The 25,769-nt window shown below is 52.3% G+C and carries 19 protein-coding genes and 1 pseudogene; 14 read left to right on the forward strand and 6 right to left on the reverse strand.

Annotated features, from left to right (window positions below; all coding sequences use genetic code 11):
• The first annotated feature begins 14 nt into the window (after nucleotides 1–14).
• The 3 genes from HV261_RS07480 (at nucleotide 15) to fucO (ending at nucleotide 2,978) form a co-directional block, all read left to right on the forward strand.
• On the forward strand, nucleotides 15–1,013 hold the full coding sequence (locus tag HV261_RS07480) for a LacI family DNA-binding transcriptional regulator (protein WP_202037882.1): 999 nt from the start codon (nucleotides 15–17) through the stop codon (nucleotides 1,011–1,013).
• A gap of 141 nt (nucleotides 1,014–1,154) precedes the next feature.
• Nucleotides 1,155–1,802 (forward strand): L-fuculose-phosphate aldolase, encoded by a 648-nt coding sequence (fucA, locus tag HV261_RS07485; RefSeq protein WP_137382726.1) that lies wholly within the window; start codon nucleotides 1,155–1,157, stop codon nucleotides 1,800–1,802.
• A gap of 27 nt (nucleotides 1,803–1,829) precedes the next feature.
• Entirely contained in the window at nucleotides 1,830–2,978 is a 1,149-nt protein-coding gene (gene fucO / locus HV261_RS07490; RefSeq protein WP_048213086.1) for a lactaldehyde reductase, read from the forward strand.
• 70 nt (nucleotides 2,979–3,048) lie between these two features.
• Here fucO and xni read toward each other — a convergent pair whose 3' ends face one another.
• The 5 genes from xni to queF form a co-directional block, all read right to left on the reverse strand.
• Complete coding sequence (gene xni / locus HV261_RS07495) at nucleotides 3,049–3,804, reverse strand: flap endonuclease Xni (protein WP_202037883.1); 756 nt, start codon at nucleotides 3,802–3,804, stop codon at nucleotides 3,049–3,051.
• A gap of 169 nt (nucleotides 3,805–3,973) precedes the next feature.
• Nucleotides 3,974–5,341: an L-serine ammonia-lyase gene (locus tag HV261_RS07500; protein WP_137382729.1), complete on the reverse strand. Its 1,368-nt coding sequence runs from the start codon at nucleotides 5,339–5,341 to the stop codon at nucleotides 3,974–3,976.
• 53 nt (nucleotides 5,342–5,394) lie between these two features.
• Nucleotides 5,395–6,684 carry an HAAAP family serine/threonine permease gene (locus HV261_RS07505; RefSeq protein ID WP_005130942.1) on the reverse strand — a complete coding sequence of 430 codons (1,290 nt, stop codon included), beginning with the start codon at nucleotides 6,682–6,684 and terminating at the stop codon, nucleotides 5,395–5,397.
• 560 nt (nucleotides 6,685–7,244) lie between these two features.
• The gene (gene ppnN / locus HV261_RS07510) at nucleotides 7,245–8,609 is read right to left on the reverse strand and encodes a nucleotide 5'-monophosphate nucleosidase PpnN (RefSeq protein WP_005130941.1); all 1,365 of its coding nucleotides are present in this window, start codon (nucleotides 8,607–8,609) and stop codon (nucleotides 7,245–7,247) included.
• A 113-nt stretch (nucleotides 8,610–8,722) separates the two neighbouring features.
• Nucleotides 8,723–9,571, reverse strand: a complete 849-nt coding sequence (queF, locus tag HV261_RS07515) for an NADPH-dependent 7-cyano-7-deazaguanine reductase QueF (RefSeq protein WP_202037884.1) — start codon at nucleotides 9,569–9,571, stop codon at nucleotides 8,723–8,725.
• 68 nt (nucleotides 9,572–9,639) lie between these two features.
• On the opposite strand from queF, the gene syd reads away from it, so the two are divergent.
• The 8 genes and pseudogenes from syd to HV261_RS07555 all read left to right on the forward strand — a co-directional run bounded on the left by syd (nucleotide 9,640) and on the right by HV261_RS07555 (nucleotide 18,021).
• Nucleotides 9,640–10,185, forward strand: a complete 546-nt coding sequence (gene syd, locus HV261_RS07520) for a SecY-interacting protein (RefSeq protein ID WP_202037885.1) — start codon at nucleotides 9,640–9,642, stop codon at nucleotides 10,183–10,185.
• A 634-nt stretch (nucleotides 10,186–10,819) separates the two neighbouring features.
• Nucleotides 10,820–11,149: a YqcC family protein gene (locus HV261_RS07525; RefSeq protein WP_149692202.1), complete on the forward strand. Its 330-nt coding sequence runs from the start codon at nucleotides 10,820–10,822 to the stop codon at nucleotides 11,147–11,149.
• Nucleotides 11,149–11,931 (forward strand): tRNA pseudouridine(65) synthase TruC, encoded by a 783-nt coding sequence (gene truC / locus HV261_RS07530; protein WP_202037886.1) that lies wholly within the window; start codon nucleotides 11,149–11,151, stop codon nucleotides 11,929–11,931. The genes HV261_RS07525 and truC overlap by 1 nt, the downstream gene beginning before the upstream one ends.
• Before the next feature lie 19 nt (nucleotides 11,932–11,950).
• Nucleotides 11,951–12,400 (forward strand): flavodoxin, encoded by a 450-nt coding sequence (locus tag HV261_RS07535; RefSeq protein WP_202037887.1) that lies wholly within the window; start codon nucleotides 11,951–11,953, stop codon nucleotides 12,398–12,400.
• Between the two features lie 342 nt (nucleotides 12,401–12,742).
• Nucleotides 12,743–14,096: pseudogene (gene gudP, locus HV261_RS07540) on the forward strand (galactarate/glucarate/glycerate transporter GudP).
• Between the two features lie 2 nt (nucleotides 14,097–14,098).
• Complete coding sequence (locus HV261_RS07545) at nucleotides 14,099–15,439, forward strand: enolase C-terminal domain-like protein (protein ID WP_202037888.1); 1,341 nt, start codon at nucleotides 14,099–14,101, stop codon at nucleotides 15,437–15,439.
• Nucleotides 15,440–15,459: 20 nt separating this feature from the next.
• Nucleotides 15,460–16,800: a glucarate dehydratase gene (gene gudD, locus HV261_RS07550; protein WP_202037889.1), complete on the forward strand. Its 1,341-nt coding sequence runs from the start codon at nucleotides 15,460–15,462 to the stop codon at nucleotides 16,798–16,800.
• A gap of 78 nt (nucleotides 16,801–16,878) precedes the next feature.
• Nucleotides 16,879–18,021 (forward strand): glycerate kinase, encoded by a 1,143-nt coding sequence (locus HV261_RS07555; protein WP_202037890.1) that lies wholly within the window; start codon nucleotides 16,879–16,881, stop codon nucleotides 18,019–18,021.
• Between the two features lie 42 nt (nucleotides 18,022–18,063).
• Here HV261_RS07555 and barA read toward each other — a convergent pair whose 3' ends face one another.
• On the reverse strand, nucleotides 18,064–20,820 hold the full coding sequence (gene barA, locus HV261_RS07560; RefSeq protein WP_202037891.1) for a two-component sensor histidine kinase BarA: 2,757 nt from the start codon (nucleotides 20,818–20,820) through the stop codon (nucleotides 18,064–18,066).
• Between the two features lie 57 nt (nucleotides 20,821–20,877).
• Between barA and rlmD the strand changes: the two genes are divergently transcribed.
• The 3 genes from rlmD (at nucleotide 20,878) to mazG (ending at nucleotide 25,435) form a co-directional block, all read left to right on the forward strand.
• Complete coding sequence (gene rlmD / locus HV261_RS07565) at nucleotides 20,878–22,176, forward strand: 23S rRNA (uracil(1939)-C(5))-methyltransferase RlmD (protein ID WP_202037892.1); 1,299 nt, start codon at nucleotides 20,878–20,880, stop codon at nucleotides 22,174–22,176.
• Nucleotides 22,177–22,276: 100 nt separating this feature from the next.
• On the forward strand, nucleotides 22,277–24,511 hold the full coding sequence (gene relA, locus HV261_RS07570) for a GTP diphosphokinase (RefSeq protein WP_202037893.1): 2,235 nt from the start codon (nucleotides 22,277–22,279) through the stop codon (nucleotides 24,509–24,511).
• Between the two features lie 132 nt (nucleotides 24,512–24,643).
• Nucleotides 24,644–25,435, forward strand: a complete 792-nt coding sequence (gene mazG / locus HV261_RS07575; protein ID WP_202037894.1) for a nucleoside triphosphate pyrophosphohydrolase — start codon at nucleotides 24,644–24,646, stop codon at nucleotides 25,433–25,435.
• Nucleotides 25,436–25,769 lie beyond the last annotated feature (334 nt).

Consider the following 25,769-nt stretch of genomic DNA (forward strand, 5'->3'; position numbering starts at 1 on the left):
ACTGGGACATATAAATGGCTAAAACAGTAGAACAGATAGCCAGCGATCTGAATTTATCGGTGACGACCGTGCGACTGGTGCTGAACGGGAAGGCTGAGCAATATCGTATCAGTGTCAAAACCCAAACGCGTATTAATGAATACGTTGAACGGTATGGTTATGTCATAAACCATTCAGCCCGCAGCCTGAAACTGAATAAAACAGATACGTTGGGGCTGATTGTGCCCAATATATCTAACGTCTTTTTTGCCACACTGGCCGAAAAACTTGAACAACGTTGTCGTCGTTCTGGATATCAATTAACGATTAGTTGTACCTACGATGATGTTGATTACGAAAACAAATTAACGAAAGCGTTAATCGCTCGTAATGTTGATGGCCTTTTTATTGTTCCCTCAACATTAGAGAATCAGCAACACCATTTGCGTCAGGTCAGAAAACCGATGGTGCTACTCGACAGGGATTTTAAGTATACCGATAACGCACTGGTTGAAAGTCATAACATTTTAGGCGGTGAAAAGCTGACGCAAAGTTTGTTTGATGCAGGCAAATCTCCGATCTGGTTTTTAGTCGGGGATACCGGATTGCCCAGTATTGGCGATCGTTTAAAAGGTTATCTTAACGCATTGAGTAATAATGGGATTTCTCATCGCGACTGGGTGCGAGAAGGTCCGGATAATACGCCGGATGGCGGCTACCGGTTGATGGAGAAACTGATCAACGAACAGGGCTGTCCGCAGGCGTTTATTGCCTCATCATTACCTGTGCTGGAAGGTGCCGTCATTGCTATTCGCAATCGTTTCGGTGTGATTCCACCGGATATTAATATCGGAACATTTGATGAACATCCGATGCTGGGATTCCTTGCGAATAATGTTTGGTCAATGCAGCAGGATGAAAATGTCTGGGCGGAAAAAGCGTTCGCTATGATGATGAGTGCTATTGATGATCAGCCAATTAAAGAAACTGTAAAAGTTGAGATGAAACTAATTAAGCGTGTAAGACAACAATAATTCGTCACACTAACTAAATCGGCCAACTGAATCTGAATAAATATGTTCAGTGGCTGCTCATATCTGAAACCTGACCCGTCTTACTCTGCGGCGCATTTTTTCGCAATAAAGACGAGGGGCAACTGTACCCGGAGAATCATTATGGAAAGAATGCGTTTATCACGTGAAATCATCGAAACCTGCCTGGAAATGACCCGCCTTGGGTTGAATCAGGGTACCGCCGGAAATGTAAGTGCGCGCTATGAAAATGGAATGCTGATCACACCCAGCGGTATCCCTTACGAAAGACTCACTGAAAACATGATCGTGTTCGTAGATAACGACGGCAAATATGATAAAGGACAATTACCTTCCAGTGAATGGCGTTTTCACCTGGCGGCTTATCAGACGCGTCCGGATGCCAATGCGGTCGTTCATAACCATGCGATTCATTGCACCGCCGTATCGATTCTGAACCGTCCTATTCCGGCAATCCATTACATGATTGCCGCGGCTGGGGGGAACTCTATCCCGTGTGCGCCGTATGCGACGTTTGGTACACGAGAGCTGTCAGAGCATGTGAGCGTCGCGTTGAGAAGCCGTAAGGCAACGCTGTTGCAGCACCACGGGTTGATTGCCTGTGAAGCAAATCTGGAAAAAGCACTATGGCTGGCGCATGAAGTCGAAGTCCTGGCCCGCCTGTATCTGAGCACCCTGGCGATTGTCGACCCGGTGCCGGTGCTGGATGACGAAGAGATCGCCATTGTGCTGGAGAAATTCAAATCTTACGGATTACGAATTGAAGAGTAATTTCGCATAGCGAAAAGGAGAAATACGATGGCGAACAGAATGATTCTGAATGAAACGGCATGGTTTGGCCGGGGAGCTGTTGGGGCATTAACGGACGAGGTCATCCGTCGGGGTTATCGCAAGGCTTTGATTGTCACCGATGCAAACCTGGTACAGTGCGGCGTTGTCGATAAGGTGACATCCCGTATGGATGCCGCCGGTTTGCCGTGGGAAATCTATTCCGGCGTGATCCCGAATCCTACAATTGCAGTGGTGAAGGAGGGATTAGGAGTCTTTCAGCAAAGTGGCGCTGATTATCTGATAGCGATAGGCGGCGGCTCCCCGCAGGATACCTGTAAAGCGATTGGCATTATCCACAATAACCCTGAGTTTGCCGATGTCCGCAGCCTTGAAGGGTTATCGCCAACACGTGCTGCGAGCGTACCGGTTATGGCAATCCCTACGACGGCAGGGACGGCGGCGGAAGTGACCATTAACTACGTGATCACGGATGAAGAAAATCGGCGTAAATTTGTCTGTGTCGATCCGCATGATATCCCGCAGGTGGCGTTTATTGATGCCGATATGATGGACGGTATGCCTGCCGCGTTAAAAGCGGCGACCGGGGTCGATGCGTTGACCCATGCTATCGAAGGTTATATTACGCGGGCGGCGTGGGCACTCACTGACGCGTTGCACATCAAAGCCATTGAGATCATTGCCGGGGCGTTGCGTGGTTCTGTTAATGGTGACAGCCAGTCCGGTGAGGCAATGGCGCTGGGTCAGTACGTTGCCGGGATGGGATTTTCAAACGTCGGTCTGGGACTCGTGCATGGCATGGCGCATCCGCTGGGGGCCTTTTATAACACACCGCACGGCGTCGCCAATGCCATTTTGTTACCGCACGTGATGCACTACAACGCCGAATACACCGGAGAGAAATTCCGCGATATCGCCCGGGTGATGGGGGTGAAAGTGGAAGGTTTGACGCTGGAAGAAGCGCGTAAGGCTGCGGTGGATGCTGTGTTTGCGCTTAACCGCGATGTCGGTATCCCGCCACACTTACGTGATGTGGGGGTACGTAAGGAAGATATCCCGGCGCTGGCGCAGGCGGCATTTGACGATGTTTGCACGGGCGGTAATCCGCGTGAAGCAAGCATTGCCGATATCGTCGAGCTGTACCACACCGCCTGGTAATTGCGTTATCCGGTCTACAGGATTGCACGAAATGTAGGCCGGATAAGCGTAGCGCCATCCGGCAATAAGACTACCGTGCCAGGCGTAGCTGCTGGAGATTTCCGTCGATATGTAAGTCCGTTTGCAGCCGCGCGATATCACGGCACAGAAACGCCATCTCTTTATGTATTTCGAGTTTCTTACGCCACTTTTCCGGCACGTCTTCCAGATGTGCGTAAATCCCTTCCAGATGCTGAAACTGCACGAGTAGCTGTGTTGCGCTCTTGGGACCAATACCTGCAACGCCCGGCACTTTTGAGCTGCTGATCCCGGCCAGTCCCCAATAATCTGGCAATTGCTGAGGCATTACGCCAAATTCTTTCTCAATGAATGGCGCGTCCAGCCAGCGCTTCTGGAAATAGTCCCGAATACGCAGCGTTGGGGAGAGTAGCTGACAATAGCCTTTATCGGTTGAGACGATGGTTGCCTGATGTCCCGCTTGGGTGACTTTCACCGCCAGCGTTGCGGCTAAATCATCGGCTTCATTCCCGCTAGAGACCCAACAACAGACGCCGCGCTGTTCAAAAGCGGCGCGTAGGGCGGGCATTTCCTGGTGTAAATCGTCAGGCATCGGTGGGCGACCTGCTTTGTAGTCAGGCAGCCGTTGGTGACGCCAACCGCTGTTACGCGCCTCATCATCAAATACTGCCACGGCGTGCGTGGGTTGGCTGTGCACAATCAGCTGATCGAGTGCGTGCTGGCATGTCTCCACACAAGGCGACCCTTGGACGGCGTGAATGCGACGAATGAGATTGAGTGCATCGACAATGAGCAGATGGACGGCCACGGTGTTCTCCCTAACAAATTAGTCTGTAGGGTAACATTCACGACGAGTGGAGACGAGCATTGTGAAATAGTGCTATCCGTAGGCCTGATAAGCGCAGCGCCATCAGGCAATAAAAGCCGGATGCGGCGAGCGCCTTATCCGGCCTACAGATACGAAAATGTGCTGAGAATTAATCGCAGGTAACGATCTTCATCGCCAGACCGCCACGCGAGGTTTCGCGGTATTTGGCGTTCATATCTTTACCTGTCTCGTACATGGTCTCGATAACTTTATCGAGGCAGACACGAGGCTCGCTGGTACGGCGCAGCGCCATACGAGCCGCGTTCACCGCTTTCACCGATGCAATGGCGTTACGCTCAATGCACGGAACCTGAACTTGTCCGGCAACCGGGTCACAGGTCAGACCCAGGTTGTGTTCCATACCGATTTCTGCGGCGATACATACCTGCGTCGGGCTACCGCCCAGCAGTTCTGCCAGACCCGCTGCCGCCATAGAGCACGCCACGCCGACTTCACCCTGACAGCCGACTTCAGCACCCGAAATTGAGGCATTCATCTTGTACAGGGAACCGATGGCGCTCGCGACCAGCATATAGCGTGCCAGTGAGTTAGCGTTCACTTCGCGGATAAACTTGTCATAGTACGCCAGCACCGCAGGAACAATCCCGCATGCGCCGTTCGTCGGGGCGGTAACGACACGTCCACCGGCAGCGTTCTCTTCGTTTACGGCCAGCGCAAACATGTTGATCCAGTCTACAACTGCCATCGGGTCAGTTGTGGTTTTGTCACTGCTAACCAGCATACGACGCAGCGCTGCCGCACGACGCGGAACGCGCAGTTTGCCCGGCAATACACCTTCGGTAGTGATACCGCGTTCAATTCCACTACGCATCACTTCCCAGACGTTTGCAAAGTGCTGTTCCAGCTCTTCTTTGCTGTGCAGGGCTAGCTCGTTCTGCATCATCAGGCCGGAAAGTGACAGGCCGGTTTCCTGACAGTGTCGTTGCAAATCGGCTGCGGATTTATACGGATACGGCACGCTTACCGGATTGTTATTCGGCAAACCAAAGTGTTCTTCATCAACGATAAATCCGCCGCCGATGGAATAGTACGTCTGGCTGTAAATGGCTTTTTCGCCCGCCAGTGCGGTAATACGCATCCCGTTTTCATGCAGTGACAGATTATCCGTATGGAAATTCATGCACTTATCAACCGGGAATTCGACCTCATGTTGACCGTCTGCCAGCAGCAAACGTCCATGGGTATTCACATCCTGGATAAAGGCCGGGATAGCATCAATGTCTACGGTATCCGGCAGATTACCCGCCAGGCCCATAATAATCGCGATGTCGGTATGGTGACCTTTCCCGGTCAGGGACAGAGAGCCATAGACATCAACCACTACGCGGGTTACGTCAGTGAGAATTCCGCGTGCAATCAGGTCATCCGTGAATTGTTTGCCTGCTTTCATCGGGCCAACAGTATGGGAGCTGGAAGGGCCAATGCCGATTTTGAAAATATCGAATACGCTAATCATGAGGCGTCCATTGTGTATCGAGGTGCGCCGCCCCGAAGAGCGGCGCAGGGGAATTAACTGAACAGAGAGTAGAAAATAGCGGAGATAGCGATCAGGCCCATAATCACAACGAACACGTTGCTGATATGGCCGCTGTATTTACGCATTGCCGGTACTTTCTGAATCGCATACATCGGCATCAGGAACAGAATCATCGCGATGATCGGGCCACCCAGGGTTTCAATCATACCGAGGATGCTCGGGTTCAGCGTCGCCACAATCCAGGTGGTTACCAGCATGAACAGTGCAGTGATTTTGTTCAGTTTATTGATTTCGATGGACTTGCCTTTGCCACGCAGAGACTTAATTACCATACCGTTGAAACCTTCACGCGCGCCCAGGTAGTGGCCGAGGAAGGATTTGGTGATAGCAATAATCGCGATGATCGGCGCCATCCAGGCAATAATCGGTGCGTTAAAGTGGTTGGCCAGGTAAGACAGGATAGAGATGTTCTGCTCTTTCGCTGCAGCCAGATCCGCCGGAGTCAGGCTGAATACGCAGCTGAAGACGAAGAACATAACGGTCAGTACCATCATGATGTGAGCGAATGCCAGAATCTTGGAGCATTTCTTCTCTGCTTCATCACCGTACTCTTCACGCTTCGCCACGGCGAAGGAGGAGATGATCGGGGAGTGGTTGAAGGAGAACACCATTACCGGAATTGCCAGCCACAGAGTCAGCAGCAGGCCGTTGCCGGTGGTTGCCGCAGAATCAAAGGACAGGGTTTCCAGAATCGCACCGCTCCACTGAGGGATCAGGTACAGTGCCAGCAGCATCAGTGCCGCAACAAACGGGAATACCAGGATGCTCATTGCCTTCACGATCATCTGCTCACCGAAGCGCACGATGGTCATCATGCCGACAATCAGAATCAGAGAGAGGATTGCACGCGGCGGCGGCGTAATCGCCAACTGGTGAGTCAGGAAGCTTTCAACGGTGTTGGTGATTGCAACGCTGTAAACCAGCAGAATAGGGTAGATAGCGAAGAAGTAGAGCAGAGTAATCAGTTTACCTGCGCCAACGCCAAAGTGCTCTTCGACAACTTCAGTGATGTCTTCACCCGGATTTTTACCGGACAACACGAAGCGGGTCAGACCACGGTGAGCAAAGAAGGTCATTGGGAAGGCAAGAATGGCCATGATGATCAGCGGGATCATACCGCCAACGCCTGCGTTAATTGGCAGGAATAATACACCCGCGCCAATCGCCGTGCCGTAAAGGCCCAGCATCCACATGGTGTCTGTCTTGCGCCATGCGCTGCGGGTCTGGCCCGTAACGATAGTGCTGGTTTGCGTGTTTTCCATCTGTTTCTCCTGGAGGAAGCTTAAAAAGTCGGGTTTGGGTTCAATCCAATGAAAAAATACCCGACTGTAAAACGAAATTCGTTTAGCGATTTTTATATAATTTTTCGCCGTAATAATTTTCGGGCGGAAAGATACATTTAAGTAATGAATGTATCAGTGATCGCGATCTCAAATGCAATAATCCACCTTTTATGTGGATAAATTTGGACCATTAATCTGTTAAAAAATAGTCAAAGCGAATTTACGGGCGTGAAGGCTAACATTAACGACATATGGCATGAAAGGCAGGGCGCGAAGATACGAGGGTTGCGCTATAAAAACTGTTGTTTTTAGTGGATTCTGATGACTAATTATAATTTGCGGTGATAAATCACGGTTTCCTTTGGAAGGTAATCGTTTGCGTTTCGGGGGGCGTCAGACGAAAGATAATTGATATTTATGTTATTGCGTGAGCTATGTGACTGGTATCACTAAAAAAGCCGGTTGGCTGATGCGCCAAATCCGGCTTTGATATGGACAAAACTGTCACCGAGGTAGCATCAGCTACCCGGTGTTGAAGGTTATGCGCAGATCTCGTAACACGGGATATACGCAGTGCCCGGCAACTTCATACGATGTTGTGCAACAAAGCCCTGCAGGAGATCGTCCATGCGGCGCATCATCTCAGGGTCGCCGTGGATTTTGTACGGGCCAAACTCTTCAATGGCGCGAATGCCGACTTCTTTCACGTTCCCCGCGACAATACCGGAGAATGCGCGACGCAGGTCTGCAGCCAGCACTTCAACAGGCTGGTCTGGATACAGTTTCAGATTCGCCATGTTTTCGTGGGACGGTTCGAACGGCATCTGCAAATCAGGCGCGATACGAATTGACCAGTTAAAGCTGTAGGCATCACCGGTGTCCCGGCGGTTCTCTTTCACCAGCGGCATTGCTTTTTTCATCAGGCGAGCGACTTCCGCTGCATCGTCAATGATAATGCGATAGTGACGGCGCGCCTCTTCTCCCAGCGTGTGCACGATAAACTCGTCCAGTACGCGGAAGTAATCTGCGCTCTCTTTTGGTCCGGTCAGGATCAATGGCAGAACCTGATCTTTGTTCGCCGGATTCATCAGGATCCCCAGCAGGTACAGCAGCTCTTCTGCAGTCCCTACGCCGCCAGGGAAGATGATAATGCCGTGAGCGATACGGACGAACGCTTCCAGACGTTTTTCAATGTCCGGCATGATGATGAGTTCGTTCACCAGCGGGTTTGGTGGTTCCGCCGCGATAATTGACGGCTCGGTCATACCGATAAAGCGGCTGTCTTTGTAGCGCTGCTGAGCGTGGCCGACCGCGGCGCCTTTCATTGGTGCTTCCATCGCGCCCGGACCACACCCGGTGCAGATGTTCAGTTCACGCAAGCCTAACTGAGTGCCCACGCGACGCGCATACAAGTACTCGTTCTCGTTGATGGAGTGACCGCCCCAGCAGACGACCATGTTCGGCGCTTCACCGACGTGAAGTGCCCGGGCGTTACGCAGAATGGAGAAGACCAGGTTGGTGATGTGAACCGAGCTTTCGAGATCCAGATGCTGAAAACGACCCGCGTTATGGATCTGGCCATTGACGAAAAGAATGTCGCGCAGGACGGCAAACAGGTTGGCCTGCAGCGCGCGAATGATGCGCCCATCGACAAACGCGTCTTCAGGTGGGTTGATCAGTTCCAGCTTCACACCGCGTTCACGGCGCAGCACGTTAATGTCGAAACTTTCAAAACGAGACAGCAGCTCTTTGCTATTGTCTGTCAAACTGCCGGAGTTCAGAACGGCAAGCGAACAGTTACGAAACAGTTGATACAGGTCGCTGCTGGCCGTGCGTTTAAGCATATCGACTTCCAGCTGCGACAACATGTCCATTGAGCCAAGCGGGCTAATATGTGTAATCAAGTAAACTCCTTACGGGACGAGAGATATCATCCTCTACTGATTACAATAGCCCTGGCTTATGACCTTTCACAACCTTGCGTGCGGAATCCGGCACGCAAAATTGAGAAAAAAGATTACTGACGCACCAGTCTGCCTGTTGCGGGGGTGAAATCTGTGTTGGTGCGCCATGGGTTGATGTCGAGGCCGCCGCGTCGCGTGTAGCGTGCGTATACGCTCAGTTTCTCCGGCTGACAGAAACGCAGCAGGTCATTGAAAATGCGTTCCACACACTGTTCGTGAAATTCATTGTGGTGGCGGAAGGAGACCAGATAGCGCAGCAACTTTTCCCTGTCGATTTTGCGACCACGATACTGAATTTGTATGGAACCCCAGTCAGGCTGGTGGGTGATCAGGCAATTGGATTTCAGCAGATGACTGACCAGCGTCTCTTCTACTACCTTGTCGCCGCTCACGGCGTTTTCCAGATAGTCGGTGCTGAACTGGTAGTTATCAATGACGATATCCTGATTGTCGATGCAGGTGCCATTGAAGTGGGCTATCGGCTGCCCTTCCTGTTCGTCAAGACGATAGAGCGCCACGCTGACATCACCCTGCGCGCAGGCGCGCAGATCGTGTTCCAGCGTCTGACGGACGTGTTCCCATGAGTCAAAACGCGTCTGATTAAAACTGTTCAGATACAGCTTAAAACTTTTTGATTCAATCAGATTAACGCTGATGTAATCCAGCTCCACATGGCCGACCGCAACCTGCGGTAAACCGTTGGCATTCAGCCATGACAGTTCATACAGCGTCCAGATATCCGCGCCGTGAAAAGGCAGATTATCGGCCTTGAGATCCAGCGGGTCGCGGTTCAGGCTGCGCGGAACACCCTGCAGCAGGCTGGCGTCGTAAATATCCCGGTAATCCGTTGATTTTCCGAGAGTCAGGCCGTCAAGCGCCCGATGATTTTCATAAGAAGACATGTTTCACCGTCATAAACCAGATACACTATGCGACAAGTGTATCCTGGCTTTTGTGAAGAGAGAAATCAGTGGACGAATTGACCGCACAGGCGTTGACAGCCTTTACGACGCGTTATTGCGACGCATGGCATGAAAAAAACAACAGCTGGCCGCTGAGTGAAGAGCTGTATGGCGTACCGTCCCCGTGCATCATCTCCTCCACGAACGATGCGGTGTACTGGCAACCGCAGCCTTTTGTGGGCGAGCAGAATGTAAACGCTGTTGAACGCGCCTTTGAAATTGTGGTACAACCCGCTGTTCATGCGTTTTATACCACCCAGTTTGCCGGGGACATGCACGCACAATTTGCGGATGAGAAACTGACTCTTCTGCAAACCTGGTCTGAAGATGACTTCAGACGCGTACAGGAAAACCTGATCGGCCACCTGGTTACGCAAAAACGCCTTAAGCTCTCTCCTACGCTTTTTATTGCCACACTGGACAATGAACTTGATGTTATTTCAGTGTGCAACTTGTCTGGGGAAGTCTGCAAGGAAACGCTGGGAACCCGTAAACGCACGGTTCTGGCGGCCTCACTTGCGGAATTTCTTACTCAACTTAAGCCTGTTCTGTAATCCAGTTTGCCCTAAGGCGTGTGAGAGATCTCTTACAAACCCTGTAGGAGATTGCCAGGTGATCAGTACAGACTTCATCGACCGATATAATATTAACTATTTATAATTCAATTGGTTAATGTTTTATTGTCAACTTTCATACGAAAATAATCATTAGGGTATGTCTGTAAGTGTCTTGTAAGACAATGCGAAACAGGCGATTCTATCTCTGTCGACAAGGAGTCGCACAACGAAGTGAACATCAGGATGATGACGCTTCGGCAGGACACACCAGGACGGTGCTGCAAGGACAGGTTTCAGGATGAAGCAAAGAGGAAAACGCAGGAAGCGTTAAAGGACACCTCCAGGATGGAGAACGAGAGCCGGTCAGGATGTTCGGCGGGTCAGGATGGCCAGGGACACTTCAGGATGAAGTTTTCACATCGGGGGCGGTGTGAGCAGGATGCAAATGTTCAGGATGAACGAGGTCGCAAGACCACAGGAAAAGTTGTCACGGATGAGCAGGGAGCACCAAAAGTAGCTGGAATGCTGCGAAACGAACCGGGAGCACTGTTTTTACAGTGCTCCCTTTTTTTATTTCCTTTCTACTAGTGCTATTCTTCGCGCCAGATTTTTCATCATTGAGGTTAATTTCATGACGACTCATGACCGTGTGCGCGAGCAGTTGCATGCGCTTGAAGCACTGCTGCGTGAACATAATCACTGGCGGATGGATGAGCCAGAAGCGCATCTGTTTTCCAGCACGCAGCCTTTTTGTATGGATACCATGGAGCCGGTTGAATGGCTGCAGTGGGTGTTGATTCCCCGCATGCATGCGCTGCTTGATAATGCGCAGCCACTTCCGGAAGCGTTCGCTATTGCGCCATATTATGAAATGGCGCTGGCAGCCGATCATCCGCAGCGCGATGTGATCCTGATTGCATTGCAGGATCTGGATGCGCTATTTACCCGTGATGACGCCTGATGCTGGAAATTCTCTATCAAGACCAATGGCTGGTTGCAGTCAACAAACCTTCGGGCTGGCTGGTTCATCGTAGCTGGCTCGACCGCGATGAGAAAGTGGTGGTAATGCAAACAGTGCGTGACCAGATTGGTCAGCACGTTTTTACCGCCCACCGACTCGACAGACCGACATCCGGTGTGCTGTTGATGGGGCTGTCCAGCGAGGCCGGAAGACGGCTGGCACAGCAGTTTGAGCAGCATCAAATCCAAAAACGCTACCATGCGATTGTGCGCGGCTGGCTGATGGATGATGCCGTGCTGGATTATCCGTTGGTGGAAGAGCTGGACAAGATTGCTGATAAATTTGCCCGTGACGACAAAGGCCCACAGCCTGCGGTAACCCACTATCGTGGGCTGGCGACGGTAGAAATGCCCGTGGCAACCGGTCGCTATCCAACCACCCGTTACGGGCTGGTGGAGCTGGAGCCTAAAACCGGTCGTAAACATCAGCTCAGACGTCACCTGGCGCATTTGCGTCATCCGATTATTGGCGATAGTAAGCACGGTGATTTGCGACAAAACCGCAGCGCCGCGGAACATTTTGGCTGCCAGCGCTTAATGCTGCATGCCAGCCAGCTTGAACTTACGCACCCCTTCACCGGTGAACCACTGGTTATTCGTGCCGGGTTAGATAACGTCTGGATGCAGGCGCTATCACAGTTTGGCTGGCGCGGGCTTCTCCCTGAGAATGAAAGGGTTGAGTTCAGCGGGCTGTCAGGTCAGGATGAGCAGACAGATTCTTAAGTCCCTGGAGATAAAGGTTATGGCGGAAATTGGTATTTTTGTCGGCACAATGTATGGAAACGCGCTGCTGGTTGCCGAAGAGGCCGAAGCTATCCTCGCGAATCAAGGGCATAAAGCCACGGTTTATGAAGATCCGGAACTGGCGGACTGGGAAAAATACAAAGACAAGTACATCCTGGTCGTAACCTCGACGACGGGACAAGGCGATCTGCCGGACAGCATCGTGCCGCTATTTCAGAGAATTAAAGACCTGCTGGGTTATCAGCCCGACGTTCACTACGGCATTATTGCGCTCGGGGATAGTTCATATGCCAATTTCTGCGGCGGCGGTAAGCAGTTTGATGCGCTGTTGCAGGAACAGAGCGCCCAGCGTGTGGGTGAGATGCTGCTGATTGATGCCGGTGAACATCCGGAACCGGAAAGCGAATCCAATCCCTGGGTGGAAAACTGGGGAACCTTGCTTAAATAACCTCTCGCCCGCACGGGCATGCAACCCTCATTTGAACCCTAGGCCGGGTCAGGCGAAGCCGCCACCCGGCAATAAAACCCCAATTACGTGAACTAACTTCCATTGCTTTGGGCTTATGCCCCAAACAACTTCTCACTGCCTCTCTAATGTTGTGTTCCTGCACGGTGAGGGAAAGAGGCACTCCTTCATATACTTTTCCCGTCAGTTCCCGGAAAGGCAGCGAGTCAGAATAAAACGGCCCCGAGCTGTACCAAAACTGCCCCACACTAACCTCTCATTCTGATCACCCTACAGGTGCTGTACAGAATGAACTGGCGAAAGCCAAGATTCAGGAGTGCAACAATGAGTTCATTAAGTCAGGCGGCGAGCAGCGCGGAAAAACGCACTAACGCTCGCTACTGGATAGTGGTGATGTTGTTTATCGTCACATCCTTCAACTACGGCGACCGCGCCACGTTATCCATTGCCGGTTCAGAAATGGCCAAAGATATTGGTCTGGATGCGGTCGGGATGGGCTATGTATTTTCCGCTTTTTCATGGGCCTATGTTATCGGCCAGATCCCCGGCGGCTGGCTGCTTGACCGCTTTGGTTCAAAGCGCGTTTATTTCTGGTCCATCTTTATCTGGTCCATGTTTACCTTGCTGCAAGGCTTCGTCGATATCTTTAGCGGCTTCGGAATCATCATTGCGCTGTTTACCCTGCGCTTCCTCGTGGGGCTAGCTGAAGCTCCCTCCTTCCCCGGCAACAGTCGCATTGTGGCGGCGTGGTTCCCGGCGCAGGAAAGGGGCACGGCGGTCGCTATCTTTAACTCTGCGCAATACTTTGCCACCGTTATCTTCGCGCCAATCATGGGCTGGCTGACCCACGAAGTGGGCTGGTCTCACGTGTTCTTCTTTATGGGTGGACTCGGGATCATCATCAGCTTTGTCTGGCTGAAAGTGATTCACGAACCGAACCAGCATCCGGGTGTAAACCAAAAAGAGCTGGAGTACATTGCCGAAGGTGGGGCGCTGATCAATATGGATCAGGCGGCAGCCAAAGCTAAAGTTCCGTTCAGCGTGAAATGGGGGCAAATCAAACAGTTGTTGGGTTCCCGCATGATGATCGGTATCTATATCGGCCAGTACTGTATTAACGCGCTGACCTACTTCTTTATCACCTGGTTCCCGGTTTATCTGGTACAGGCGCGCGGTATGTCGATCCTGAAAGCGGGATTTGTCGCGTCGGTCCCGGCCATTTGCGGATTCGCCGGCGGCGTGCTCGGCGGCATTATTTCCGACTGGCTGATGCGCCGCACCGGTTCGCTGAATATCGCCCGTAAAACGCCAATCGTGTTGGGTATGTTGCTGTCAATGGTGATGGTGTTCTGTAACTACGTCAACGTTGAATGGATGATTATCGGCTTTATGGCGCTGGCCTTCTTCGGTAAAGGTATTGGTGCGCTGGGCTGGGCGGTAATGGCAGACACGGCCCCCAAAGAGATTAGCGGCCTGAGCGGCGGTCTGTTCAACATGTTCGGTAATATCTCCGGCATCGTGACACCGATTGCTATCGGCTACATTGTGGGCACGACGGGGGTCGTTTAATGGTGCCTTGATTTACGTTGGAGTGCATGCGCTGATCGCCGTGGTGAGCTATCTGGTGCTGGTCGGCGATATTAAACGTATCGAACTGAAACCTGTCGCAGGACAATGATGATGACAACACAATCGAGTCCCGTTATTACCGACATGAAGGTCATCCCGGTGGCCGGTCATGACAGCATGCTGCTCAATATTGGTGGCGCGCATAACGCCTGGTTTACCCGCAATATCGTGGTCCTTACCGATAACGCCGGACACACCGGTGTGGGTGAAGCGCCGGGCGGTGAAGTGATCTATCAAACGCTGGTGGACGCTATTCCACAGGTGTTAGGCCAGGAAGTAGCCCGCCTGAATAAGGTGGTCCAGCAGGTGCATAAAGGCAATCAGGCTGCTGACTTTGATACCTTCGGCAATGGCGCCTGGACATTTGAGCTGCGCGTAAATGCGGTGGCGGCGCTGGAAGCCGCGCTGCTGGATCTGCTGGGCAAAGCGCTGAATGTACCGGTTTGCGAGCTGTTAGGTCCGGGTAAGCAGCGTGATGCAGTGACTGTGCTCGGTTATCTGTTCTATGTCGGCGATCGCACCAAAACCGATCTGCCGTATCTGGAAAGTACGCCGGGAAAACATGAGTGGTATCACTTACGTCACCAGCAAGCAATGACCAGCGACGCGGTGGTGCGTCTGGCGCAGGCGTCACAGGATCGTTATGGCTTTAAAGATTTCAAACTGAAGGGCGGTGTGCTGCCGGGTGAGCAAGAAATTGAAACCGCCCGTGCGCTGAAAGCATGCTTCCCGGAGGCACGTATTACGGTGGACCCTAACGGTGCCTGGCTGTTGGATGAAGCGATCGCCTTGTGCAAAGGGCTAAATGATGTTCTGACCTACGCCGAAGATCCGTGCGGCGCTGAACAGGGATTTTCCGGGCGTGAAGTGATGGCCGAGTTCCGTCGCGCGACCGGTTTGCCGGTAGCAACCAACATGATTGCCACCAACTGGCGCGAAATGGGCCACGCGGTAATGCTGAATGCAGTCGATATTCCGCTGGCCGATCCGCACTTCTGGACGCTTTCCGGCGCGGTGCGCGTGGCACAGTTGTGCGATGACTGGGGCCTGACCTGGGGATGCCATTCCAATAACCACTTTGATATTTCGCTGGCCATGTTTACTCATGTCGGTGCGGCAGCGCCGGGCAATCCGACAGCCATCGACACGCACTGGATTTGGCAGGAGGGCGATTGCCGTCTGACGAAGAATCCGCTGGAAATAAAGAACGGAAAAATTGCGGTTCCAGATGCACCCGGTCTGGGTGTGGAACTGGACTGGGATCAGGTGCAGAAAGCGCATGAAGCCTATAAGGCATTGCCCGGCGGTGCGCGTAATGACGCAGCACCGATGCAGTATCTGATCCCCGGATGGACTTTTGACCGTAAACGTCCCGTTTTCGGCCGTCACTGATTTTGAATAAGGACACGATAATGAGCGCACAATTTTCTACCCCAGTAGTGACCGCTATGCAGGTGATCCCGGTTGCGGGCCACGACAGCATGCTGATGAACCTGAGCGGCGCACATGCCCCGTTCTTCACGCGTAATATTGTGATTATCAAAGATAATTCTGGTCATACCGGGGTGGGTGAAATTCCCGGTGGCGAGAAAATTCGTCAGACTCTGGAAGATGCGATTCCGCTGGTGGTGGGCAAAACCTTAGGTGAATACAAAAACGTACTGAATACGGTACGCAATACCTTTGCCGATCGGGATGCCGGTGGGCGTGGTTTGCAGACCTTCGATTTACGTACCACTATTCATGTGGTTACCGGGATCGAAGCGGCAATGTTGGATCTGTTAGGCCAGCACCTGGGGGTGAATGTCGCGTCTTTGCTGGGTGATGGTCAGCAGCGTAGCGAAGTGGAAATGTTGGGGTATCTGTTCTTTGTCGGTAACCGTAAAGCGACGCCGCTGCCGTACCAGAGCCAGCCGGATGAGAAGTGCGACTGGTATCGTCTGCGCCATGAAGAGGCCATGACCCCGGATGCGGTAGTGCGCCTGGCCGAAGCCGCATATGAGAAATATGGTTTTAACGACTTTAAACTGAAAGGTGGCGTGCTGGCAGGGGAAGAGGAAGCGGAATCTATCGTCGCGTTGGCGAAGCGTTTCCCGCAGGCCCGCGTAACGCTCGATCCCAACGGCGCCTGGTCGTTGAATGAAGCGATCAAGATCGGTAAGTATCTGAAAGGATCGCTGGCTTATGCTGAAGATCCCTGTGGCGCGGAGCAGGGGTTCTCTGGGCGCGAAGTGATGGCGGAATTCCGCCGCGCTACGGGCCTGCCGACGGCGACTAATATGATCGCTACCGACTGGCGTCAGATGGGGCACACGCTGTCGTTGCAATCTGTAGATATTCCGCTGGCTGACCCGCATTTCTGGACTATGCAGGGGTCTGTTCGCGTGGCGCAGATGTGTCATGAGTTTGGCCTCACCTGGGGTTCACACTCTAACAACCACTTTGATATTTCGCTGGCGATGTTCACTCATGTCGCGGCAGCAGCGCCGGGTAAAATTACGGCCATTGATACCCACTGGATCTGGCAGGAAGGTAACCAACGCCTGACCAAAGAACCGTTCGACATTAAAGGCGGCATGGTACAGGTACCAGCGAAGCCGGGTCTGGGTGTAGAACTGGATATGGACCAGGTGATGAAAGCGCACGAGCTGTACCAGCAACACGGCCTGGGAGCGCGTGATGACGCAATGGGAATGCAGTACCTGATCCCGAATTGGACCTTTGATAATAAACGCCCATGCATGGTGCGCTAAGCGTTATGCCGGTTCTGACAGGAACCGGCACATCTCCAGGTGTATGATTAACAGAATCAACATGCGTAAGGACGGCTTATGAAAATAGTAATTGCACCGGATTCTTATAAAGAGAGTTTGAGTGCGCTTGAGGTGGCAACTGCCATTGAACAGGGTTTTCGTGAGATCTGGCCTGATGCGGATTACGTAAAGATACCGGTCGCTGATGGTGGTGAAGGAACGGTCGAGGCGATGGTTGCCGCTACGGCGGGCCACCTTGTGCATGTTGATGTTACGGGTCCCCTGGGAAGTAAGGTACGGGCATTTTATGGGTTATCGGGAGATGAGCGCTCAGCGTTTATCGAGATGGCGGCAGCCAGTGGGTTAGAGCGGGTTCCGGCAGGGTTACGCGACCCGCTGAAAACCACCTCATGGGGGACCGGAGAGTTGATTCGCCATGCGCTGGATGCGGGGGTGGAGCATATCATCATCGGGATTGGCGGTAGCGCGACTAATGATGGTGGTGCCGGTATGGTGCAGGCTCTGGGCGCCAAATTGCTGGATGCGCAGAATAACCAGATTGCGCAAGGCGGGATCGGTCTGGAAGCGCTCACCAGGATAGATATTTCAGCGTTAGATAAGCGCCTTGCTACCTGTCGTATTGAAGTGGCCTGCGATGTCACGAATCCGCTGACCGGTAAAGAGGGCGCTTCTGCAGTATTTGGTCCGCAAAAAGGGGCAACGCCAGAGATGATTACCCGTCTGGATAATGCGCTGACGCACTATGCGCAACTGATTGCCCGCGATCTGGACGTTAACGTGCTGGATCTGGCCGGTGGAGGCGCGGCTGGCGGCATGGGGGCTGCACTGTATGCGTTTTGCGGCGCGCAGCTACGCCGTGGTATCGAGATCGTGACGGACGCGTTACACCTTGATGACTGCGTTGCGGATGCAGATTTAGTTGTGACCGGGGAAGGGCGTATTGACAGTCAGACGATCCATGGCAAAGTTCCGGTTGGCGTAGCGAACGTTGCAAAGCGATACAACAAGCCCGTCATTGGTATTGCAGGCAGCCTGACGCCAGATGTTGGCGTGGTGCATGAGCATGGAATTGACGCCGTGTTTAGCGTGATTTATACCATTTGCTCGCTGGATGAGGCACTGGATAATGCGAGTGAAAATGTGCGGATGACGGCACGAAACGTGGCCGCAACGCTTAAAGCAGGGCAGCAATTACGCTGAGGTGTAGGCCGGATAAGGCGTTTACGCCGCATCCGGCGAATATCACCCCAATATCCGTTTTGCTTCCCGCGCGACGTTGTCCATCTCATCAAGAAGCTCTAAAAACTCTGGTTCAAGCTCTTCTTCTTTGGTCCCGCTACGTAACTGCTGCTCAATAAGCTGGCACAGGTTTTTCATGCGGGGAACCCCGCTGTAACCGCAGCTGCCGTGTAGTTTATGAATCAAATCCACCAACCCTTCAGGGTTTTCACCCACCAGTTGCTCTTCAATTCTGTTACGGACTTCAGGCAAGAAATCGATCAGCATTTGCAGCATATCCCGCGCCAGATCGTTTTTACCGGCAGCCTGTCTCAACGCCAGTTGCCAGTCGAGGGTCGTATTCGGGTTGACCACGGGTTCAGGGGGTTCCGCCACGATAGTCCGGGCTGATGTGCCGGCACCGGGCTTATAGCGCAACAGCAAACTGTGCAATTTATCTTCTTCTATCGGCTTAGCCAGGTAGTCGTTCATTCCGGCGCTGAGTAATTTCTCTTTTTGCCCTGCCATGGCATGTGCCGTTACCGCAATAACCGGTGTCTGCTGCTGGTGGGGAAGCTGATGGATCAGTTCGCAGGCACGAATACCGTCCATGTCCGGCATCTGAATATCCATCAGGATCAGATCAAACTGCATTTGTTTGGCTCTGTCCACCGCCTGATGCCCGCTGTCGCACAGCTCGACGTGCTGCACCTTATCTTCAAGCAATGCGCCGATGAGCTTCAGGTTCGCCGGGTTGTCGTCCACCGCCATCACGGTCATCGCAATCTTGCTTTCATCTAACAACTGGAGTTCTGACCCTTGGTTCAGGTGGCAATATTCGGTTAACGCAGGCAGCAATCGGGTTGAGGTGAGCGGTTTTAACAGACATGCAGCCGCGCCGCCTTGCTTTAATTTTTCAGCGTTTATCTGCGCATGGCAAGGCAGCGCCAGCAACAGAAAATCGGTCATCGCGGCTGCGCTTGCCAGCCGTTCATGCTGCATGGTGAGCGGCTCGCGTAAAGTGACAGGTACACCAAGTAGCAGGATATCGTAGTGTTCTGCCGGTAATGCAGAGAACGAAGGGCTGTAAATCACCTCCAGTTGCGTTTCACTCAAGATATCCAACGTGCATTGCGCAGCGGTAGCATTTGGTTCAACGTAAGCCAGTCGTTTACCGGCCAGACAGCGGGGGGTTGAACGATCGCTGAGAACATTAGGATTGAGATCAAGACTGATATGGAACCAGAAGGTGGAACCGCGATTTGGTTGGCTATGGAACGAGATATCCCCGCCCATTTCATTGACCAGTTTTTGCGTGATCACAAGGCCAAGTCCGGTACCGCCGTGACGGCGCGAAATGCTGGCATCAGCCTGACGGAAAGCCTGGAACAGACGTGACTGATCGCGCTCCGGGATACCAATACCGGTATCGCGGATTTGAACTTCAATCTGGACTTTGGTGTTACTGAGCGCGCGTTTTTCAACCAGAATGTCGATATTACCGCTCTCGGTAAATTTGATGGCATTGCCGACCAGGTTGGTAATGACCTGTTGCAAGCGCAGCGGGTCGCCAATCACATTGTCCGGAACGTCATTTTTAATATTCAGTGTTAGCTCAAGCCCTTTATCATGGGAGGAGTGCGCTAACAGCGTTACGACGTCATCCAGTGTGCTGCGCAGCGGGAACGGTATGCTTTCCAGAATCAGTTTACCCGCTTCCAGTTTAGAGAAGTCGAGCACATCATTGATGATAGCGAGCAGGTTGTTGGCAGAGCGTTCAATCGTATTCAGGTGATCGCGCTGAGTGGTATTTAACTCGGTTTTCAGTGTCAGGCGTGTAAAGCCAATGACACCGTTTAGCGGTGTACGTAGCTCGTGAGACATGTTCGCCAGGAACTCTGATTTAATACGTGCAGCTTCCTGAGCGCGTTTCTTTGCCAGATCCAGCTCAACGTTCTGGATCTCCATCTGCTCCAGCGTTTCGCGCAGATCTGACGTCGCCTGATCGATATTGTGCTGCATCTCTTCATGGTAGGCGGCGAGAGACATCGCCATCGAGTTGATGCCATTCTTCAGCATATCCAGTTCGCCCAACATGAAACCTTCCACGCGGCTATCGAGCTGACCTCTACGTATTCGGTCTACGGTATTCACCATGTTGCGAATTGGTCCGGTCACGTCACGCATCAGACGCCAGCCGAAAATTAACGCAATACCAATACAAAACAGCATCATGACGCTGGAGATAAAGATCTCTTTGTACTGCTGTAAACGCACGGACTTGAGGTCCAGCTCAAGCGCCACATACCCCAACATATTTTTGGTGTTCTTCGCATCGCTTACGGCAGACTCATCCGGTGAATAGCTTTCCGATATAATAGGGGTACGCAGGATCATGATATCCCCGTGCCGGGTTACGCTCAGCTTTCGCGGAAACGGCGATCCGGTAGCCAATTGCATCTCTGACGGATCAAGATGAAAGTTGGAGGTGACGAACAGTCGGTTATTTTCGTCATAGACGGAAATTGCCCGCACAATATCGGAATGGCGACGATGCAACACGCTGATAAGCTGGCCGATGGATTCCCGGTTTTGCAAGTTCATGCCGTATTCGCTGGATACCGCGAGTGGCTCAATGATGCTGGCACCAGCATCTTCCAGTTGACGCTGCAAGTCGTTATAGCGATGCACAACAAAAAAGATACTGAGCAGCAAACCTATCAGGACGGTCGGGGCCAGGATCAGAATCATCATGCGTGCGCGCAGGCTGTAGTTGGTCATGGAGTTCCGTTATGGGACAATTAGGGTCACACTGTTAAATAGAGAAAATTCTCGTCGATGGCGCAATTCTACTCTGCAAAACGACGCGTGACGACGCGTCAGATCATAACCGTTACCGTCAATGACCTTGATTCTTTTGGTCAGGGCGTTGCTCGTCATAATGGGAAAGCCCTGTTTATACCGGAATTGCTGCCTCAGGAAAGCGCAGAAGTGGTGATTACTGAAGATAAAAAACAGTTTGCCCGTGCGCAAGTCAAACGTCGTTTAAACGACAGTTCGGAACGTGAAGTGCCACGTTGTCCACATTTTGGGGTCTGTGGTGGCTGTCAACAGCAGCACGCCAGCATCTCGTTGCAGCAGCGTAGCAAAAGTGCGGCGTTATCGCGTTTAATGAAATGTGAGGTGACGGAAGTTATCGCCGATACCCCGTGGGGTTATCGACGCCGCGCGCGTTTAAGTCTGAACTATCGCGCGAAAGAGCAGCAATTGCAGATGGGATTTCGCAAGTCCGGCTCCAGCGACATTATCGATGTGCAGCAATGCCCTATTTTAGTGCCCCAACTTGAGGCGCTGCTGCCTGAAATTCGGGCATGCCTGCAGAGTCTGCAGGGGCTGCGTCACTTGGGGCATGTCGAATTGGTGCAGGCTGGAAGTGGAACCCTGATGATTTTGCGCCACACTGCGCCACTGAATACTGCGGATAAAGAAAAACTGGAACGCTTTTCGCATTCTCAGGGACTGTCTTTGTTTCTGGCTCCGCAAAGCGAGATACTGGAATCAAATTCAGAAGAATCGCCCTGGTATGATTCAAATGGACTACGTTTAACCTTCAGCCCGCGTGATTTTATCCAGGTCAATGAAGGGGTAAACCAGAAAATGGTTTCCTGTGCGCTGGAATGGCTGGATGTGCAGCCAGAGGACCGAGTGCTCGATTTGTTCTGTGGTATGGGGAACTTTACGTTGCCGTTGGCCGTACGAGCAGCGAGCGTTGTGGGTGTTGAAGGTGTCCCTGCGCTGGTGGAAAAAGGCTGGGAAAATGCGCGGAATAACGGACTACACAATGTGACATTCTTTCATGAAAACCTTGAAGAAGATGTCACCAAACAACCATGGGCAAAAAACGGATTTGACAAAGTATTGCTCGATCCTGCGCGTGCGGGGGCTGCCGGTGTGATGCAACATATTATAAAATTAAACCCTGGCCGCGTTGTTTATGTATCCTGTAATCCTGCTACGCTGGCTCGTGACAGCGAAGCGTTACTCAATGCTGGATATACCGTTCGGCGACTGGCGATGCTCGATATGTTCCCGCACACTGGACATCTGGAATCGATGGTCCTGTTTGAGCGTTTGTAATGAATTTTATACCCATTGGATTTCGGGTTGTCACGCAGCGTGAAAGACAATGGGTACGGCTTGTCGACTTCGACAGGCCAGGCCCCTTAAGGAGAGGACGATGGTTGCGGTAAGAAGTGCACATATAAATAAAGCTGGTGAGTTTGATCCCAAGAAATGGATCGCGAGTCTGGGGATCTCCAGCCAGCAGTCGTGTGAACGCTTAGCCGAAACCTGGGCGTATTGCCTGCAGCAGACACAGGGGCATCCGGATGCGGATCTGCTGCTGTGGCGTGGCGTCGAAATGGTGGAAATACTCTCCATGCTGAGTATGGATATCGACACGCTGCGAGCGGCGATGCTGTTCCCTCTGGCAGATGCCAATGTGGTGAGTGAAGACATCCTGCGCGAGAGCGTAGGCTCGTCAATCGTTAACCTTATCCATGGTGTGCGTGATATGGCGGCAATACGCCAGCTAAAAGCCACGCATACCGACTCCGTCTCTTCCGAGCAGGTTGATAACGTTCGTCGCATGCTGCTGGCAATGGTCGACGACTTCCGCTGTGTGGTCATCAAGCTGGCGGAACGTATTGCTCATCTGCGAGAAGTGAAAGACGCGCCGGAAGATGAACGCGTGCTGGCGGCAAAAGAGTGCACCAATATCTATGCCCCGCTGGCTAACCGATTAGGCATCGGGCAATTAAAATGGGAGTTGGAAGATTACTGCTTCCGCTACCTGCACCCAGCCGAATACAAACGCATTGCTAAACTGCTGCATGAACGTCGTATCGACAGAGAACACTATATCGACGAGTTTGTGGGGCATCTGCGTTCAGAGATGAAAACCGAAGGTGTAAAAGCCGAGGTGTACGGGCGTCCGAAGCATATTTACAGTATCTGGCGCAAAATGCAGAAGAAGCAGTTGGCTTTTGACGAACTGTTCGATGTGCGCGCGGTGCGTATCGTGGCTGAGCGTTTACAGGATTGCTATGCCGCGCTGGGGATCGTGCACACTCACTATCGCCATCTGCCTGATGAGTTCGATGACTACGTTGCCAATCCAAAGCCTAACGGTTACCAGTCAATCCATACGGTTGTACTGGGGCCAGGCGGTAAAACCATTGAAATCCAGATTCGTACCAAACAGATGCACGAAGATGCCGAGCTGGGCGTTGCCGCGCACTGGAAGTACAAAGAAGGTACCGCTTCAGGCGCTGCGCGTTCTGGTCATGAAGATCGCATTGCGTGGCTGCGTAAGCTGATCGCCTGGCAGGAAGAGATGGCGGACTCCGGTGAAATGCTGGATGAAGTGCGGAGCCAGGTCTTTGATGACCGCGTGTACGTCTTTACGCCAAAAGGCGATGTCGTGGACTTACCGGCGGGCTCCACGCCGCTCGATTTTGCTTACCACATTCATAGCGATGTGGGACATCGTTGCATTGGCGCGAAAATTGGTGGGCGTATCGTACCATTTACCTACCAGCTGCAGATGGGCGATCAAATTGAAATTATCACCCAGAAACAGCCAAACCCAAGCCGCGACTGGTTGAACCCTAACCTTGGCTACGTGACGACCAGCCGGGGGCGCTCGAAGATCCACGCCTGGTTCCGTAAACAGGACCGGGACAAGAATATTCTGGCTGGTCGTCAGATCCTCGATGATGAACTGGCGCACCTGGGTATTAGCCTGAAAGAGGCTGAAAAACACCTGCTTCCGCGTTACAGCTTTAATGAGCTGGAAGAGCTGCTGGCGGCGATCGGCGGCGGTGACATTCGCCTCAACCAGATGGTCAACTTCCTGCAAGCGCAGTTTAATAAACCCAGCGCTGCTGAACAGGATGCCGCTGCGCTGAAACAACTTCAGCAGAAAACGCAGGCCCCGCAGACTCGCCGAAAAGACGATGGTCGTGTGGTGGTCGAAGGGGTTGGAAACCTGATGCACCATATCGCGCGCTGCTGCCAGCCTATCCCTGGCGATGAGATTGTCGGGTTTATCACCCAGGGACGCGGTATTTCCGTGCACCGGGCTGATTGTGAACAACTGACAGAACTGCGCTCACATGCGCCAGAACGTATCGTTGATGCGGTTTGGGGTGAAAGCTACTCGGCAGGGTACTCGCTGGTCGTCCGTGTGCAGGCAAACGATCGGAGCGGCTTATTACGTGATATCACGACGATTCTTGCTAACGAGAAAGTAAACGTGCTGGGGGTTGCCAGCCGTAGCGATACCAAACAACAGTTGGCTACTATTGATATGACCATTGAAATCTACAACCTGCAGGTGCTCGGACGCGTGCTCGGCAAACTGAACCAGGTGCCGGATGTGATCGACGCACGTCGCTTGCACGGTAATTAATTATTTTGTAGGCCGGATGATCTTGTAGGCCTGATAAAACGCGTTAGCGTTGCTATCAGGCGTTGCTATGTTGCCGGATGTCGGCTGTCGCCTTGTCCGGCCTACAGTTATTCTAATCTCCAGGATTTTCACATGAATCAAATCGACCGGCTGCTCGGTATTATGCAGCGCCTGCGCGACCCGGAAAACGGCTGTCCGTGGGATAAAGAGCAGACTTTCGCCACCATCGCCCCCTATACCCTCGAAGAAACCTATGAAGTGCTCGATGCCATCGCGCGTGAAGACTTCGACGATCTACGCGGAGAACTGGGGGATTTACTGTTCCAGGTGGTGTTTTACGCACAGATGGCGCAGGAAGAAGGGCGCTTTAATTTTAATGATATCTGTGCGGCCATCAGCGATAAACTCGAGCGCCGTCATCCACATGTTTTTGCTGATGTCTCCGCCAGCAATAGCATCGAGGTGTTAACCCGCTGGGAGCAAATCAAAAGCGAAGAACGCGCCGAGAAGGCACAGCATTCCGCGTTGGACGATATTCCCCGCAGTTTACCGGCGCTGATGCGCGCTCAAAAAATCCAGAAACGCTGCTCAAATGTTGGTTTTGACTGGAAGACGTTAGGACCGGTGGTCGACAAGGTTTACGAAGAGATCGACGAAGTCATGTTCGAGGCGAAGCAGGCTGTCGTTGACCAGGCTAAACTGGAGGAGGAAATGGGCGACCTGCTGTTTGCCACGGTCAATATGGCCCGTCATTTAGGGACAAAAGCAGAGACGGCATTACAGAAAGCGAACGAAAAATTTGAGCGACGTTTCCGTGAAGTCGAACGGATTGTTGCTGAACGCGGTCTGGAAATGACTGGTGTTGATCTGGAAACTATGGAAGAAGTCTGGCAACAGGTAAAACGGCAGGAAATTGATCTCTAAGGGATTTCGTCGGTCAAGGGCGATTTGTGTGATTTTTTAAATAACAAGCGCTTGATTTACGTCAAAAACATTTACCCAAAAGAGGCTATTTTCTCTTCCCGTTATGTTGATGAAACACCTTGTATACTGCCTCTTCGAGTTATTCGAGTCGCAACAAGGCGGCGACTGAAAGAATCCCCGGAACATAGAAATGCTATGTGACTGGGGTGAGTGAAGGAAGCCAACACCGGTGCGGCTTGAAGAACGAAGGAGAGGGAATAATGAAAGTTTGTGGCGCTCGTCATGTTCGGGTATACTACTTTCCCGTCTTGGTAATTCCATCGTTTCACCCTAA

Origin of the sequence: Citrobacter sp. RHBSTW-00671 (genome assembly GCF_014103415.1) — a bacterium.
GTDB lineage: Bacteria > Pseudomonadota > Gammaproteobacteria > Enterobacterales > Enterobacteriaceae > Citrobacter.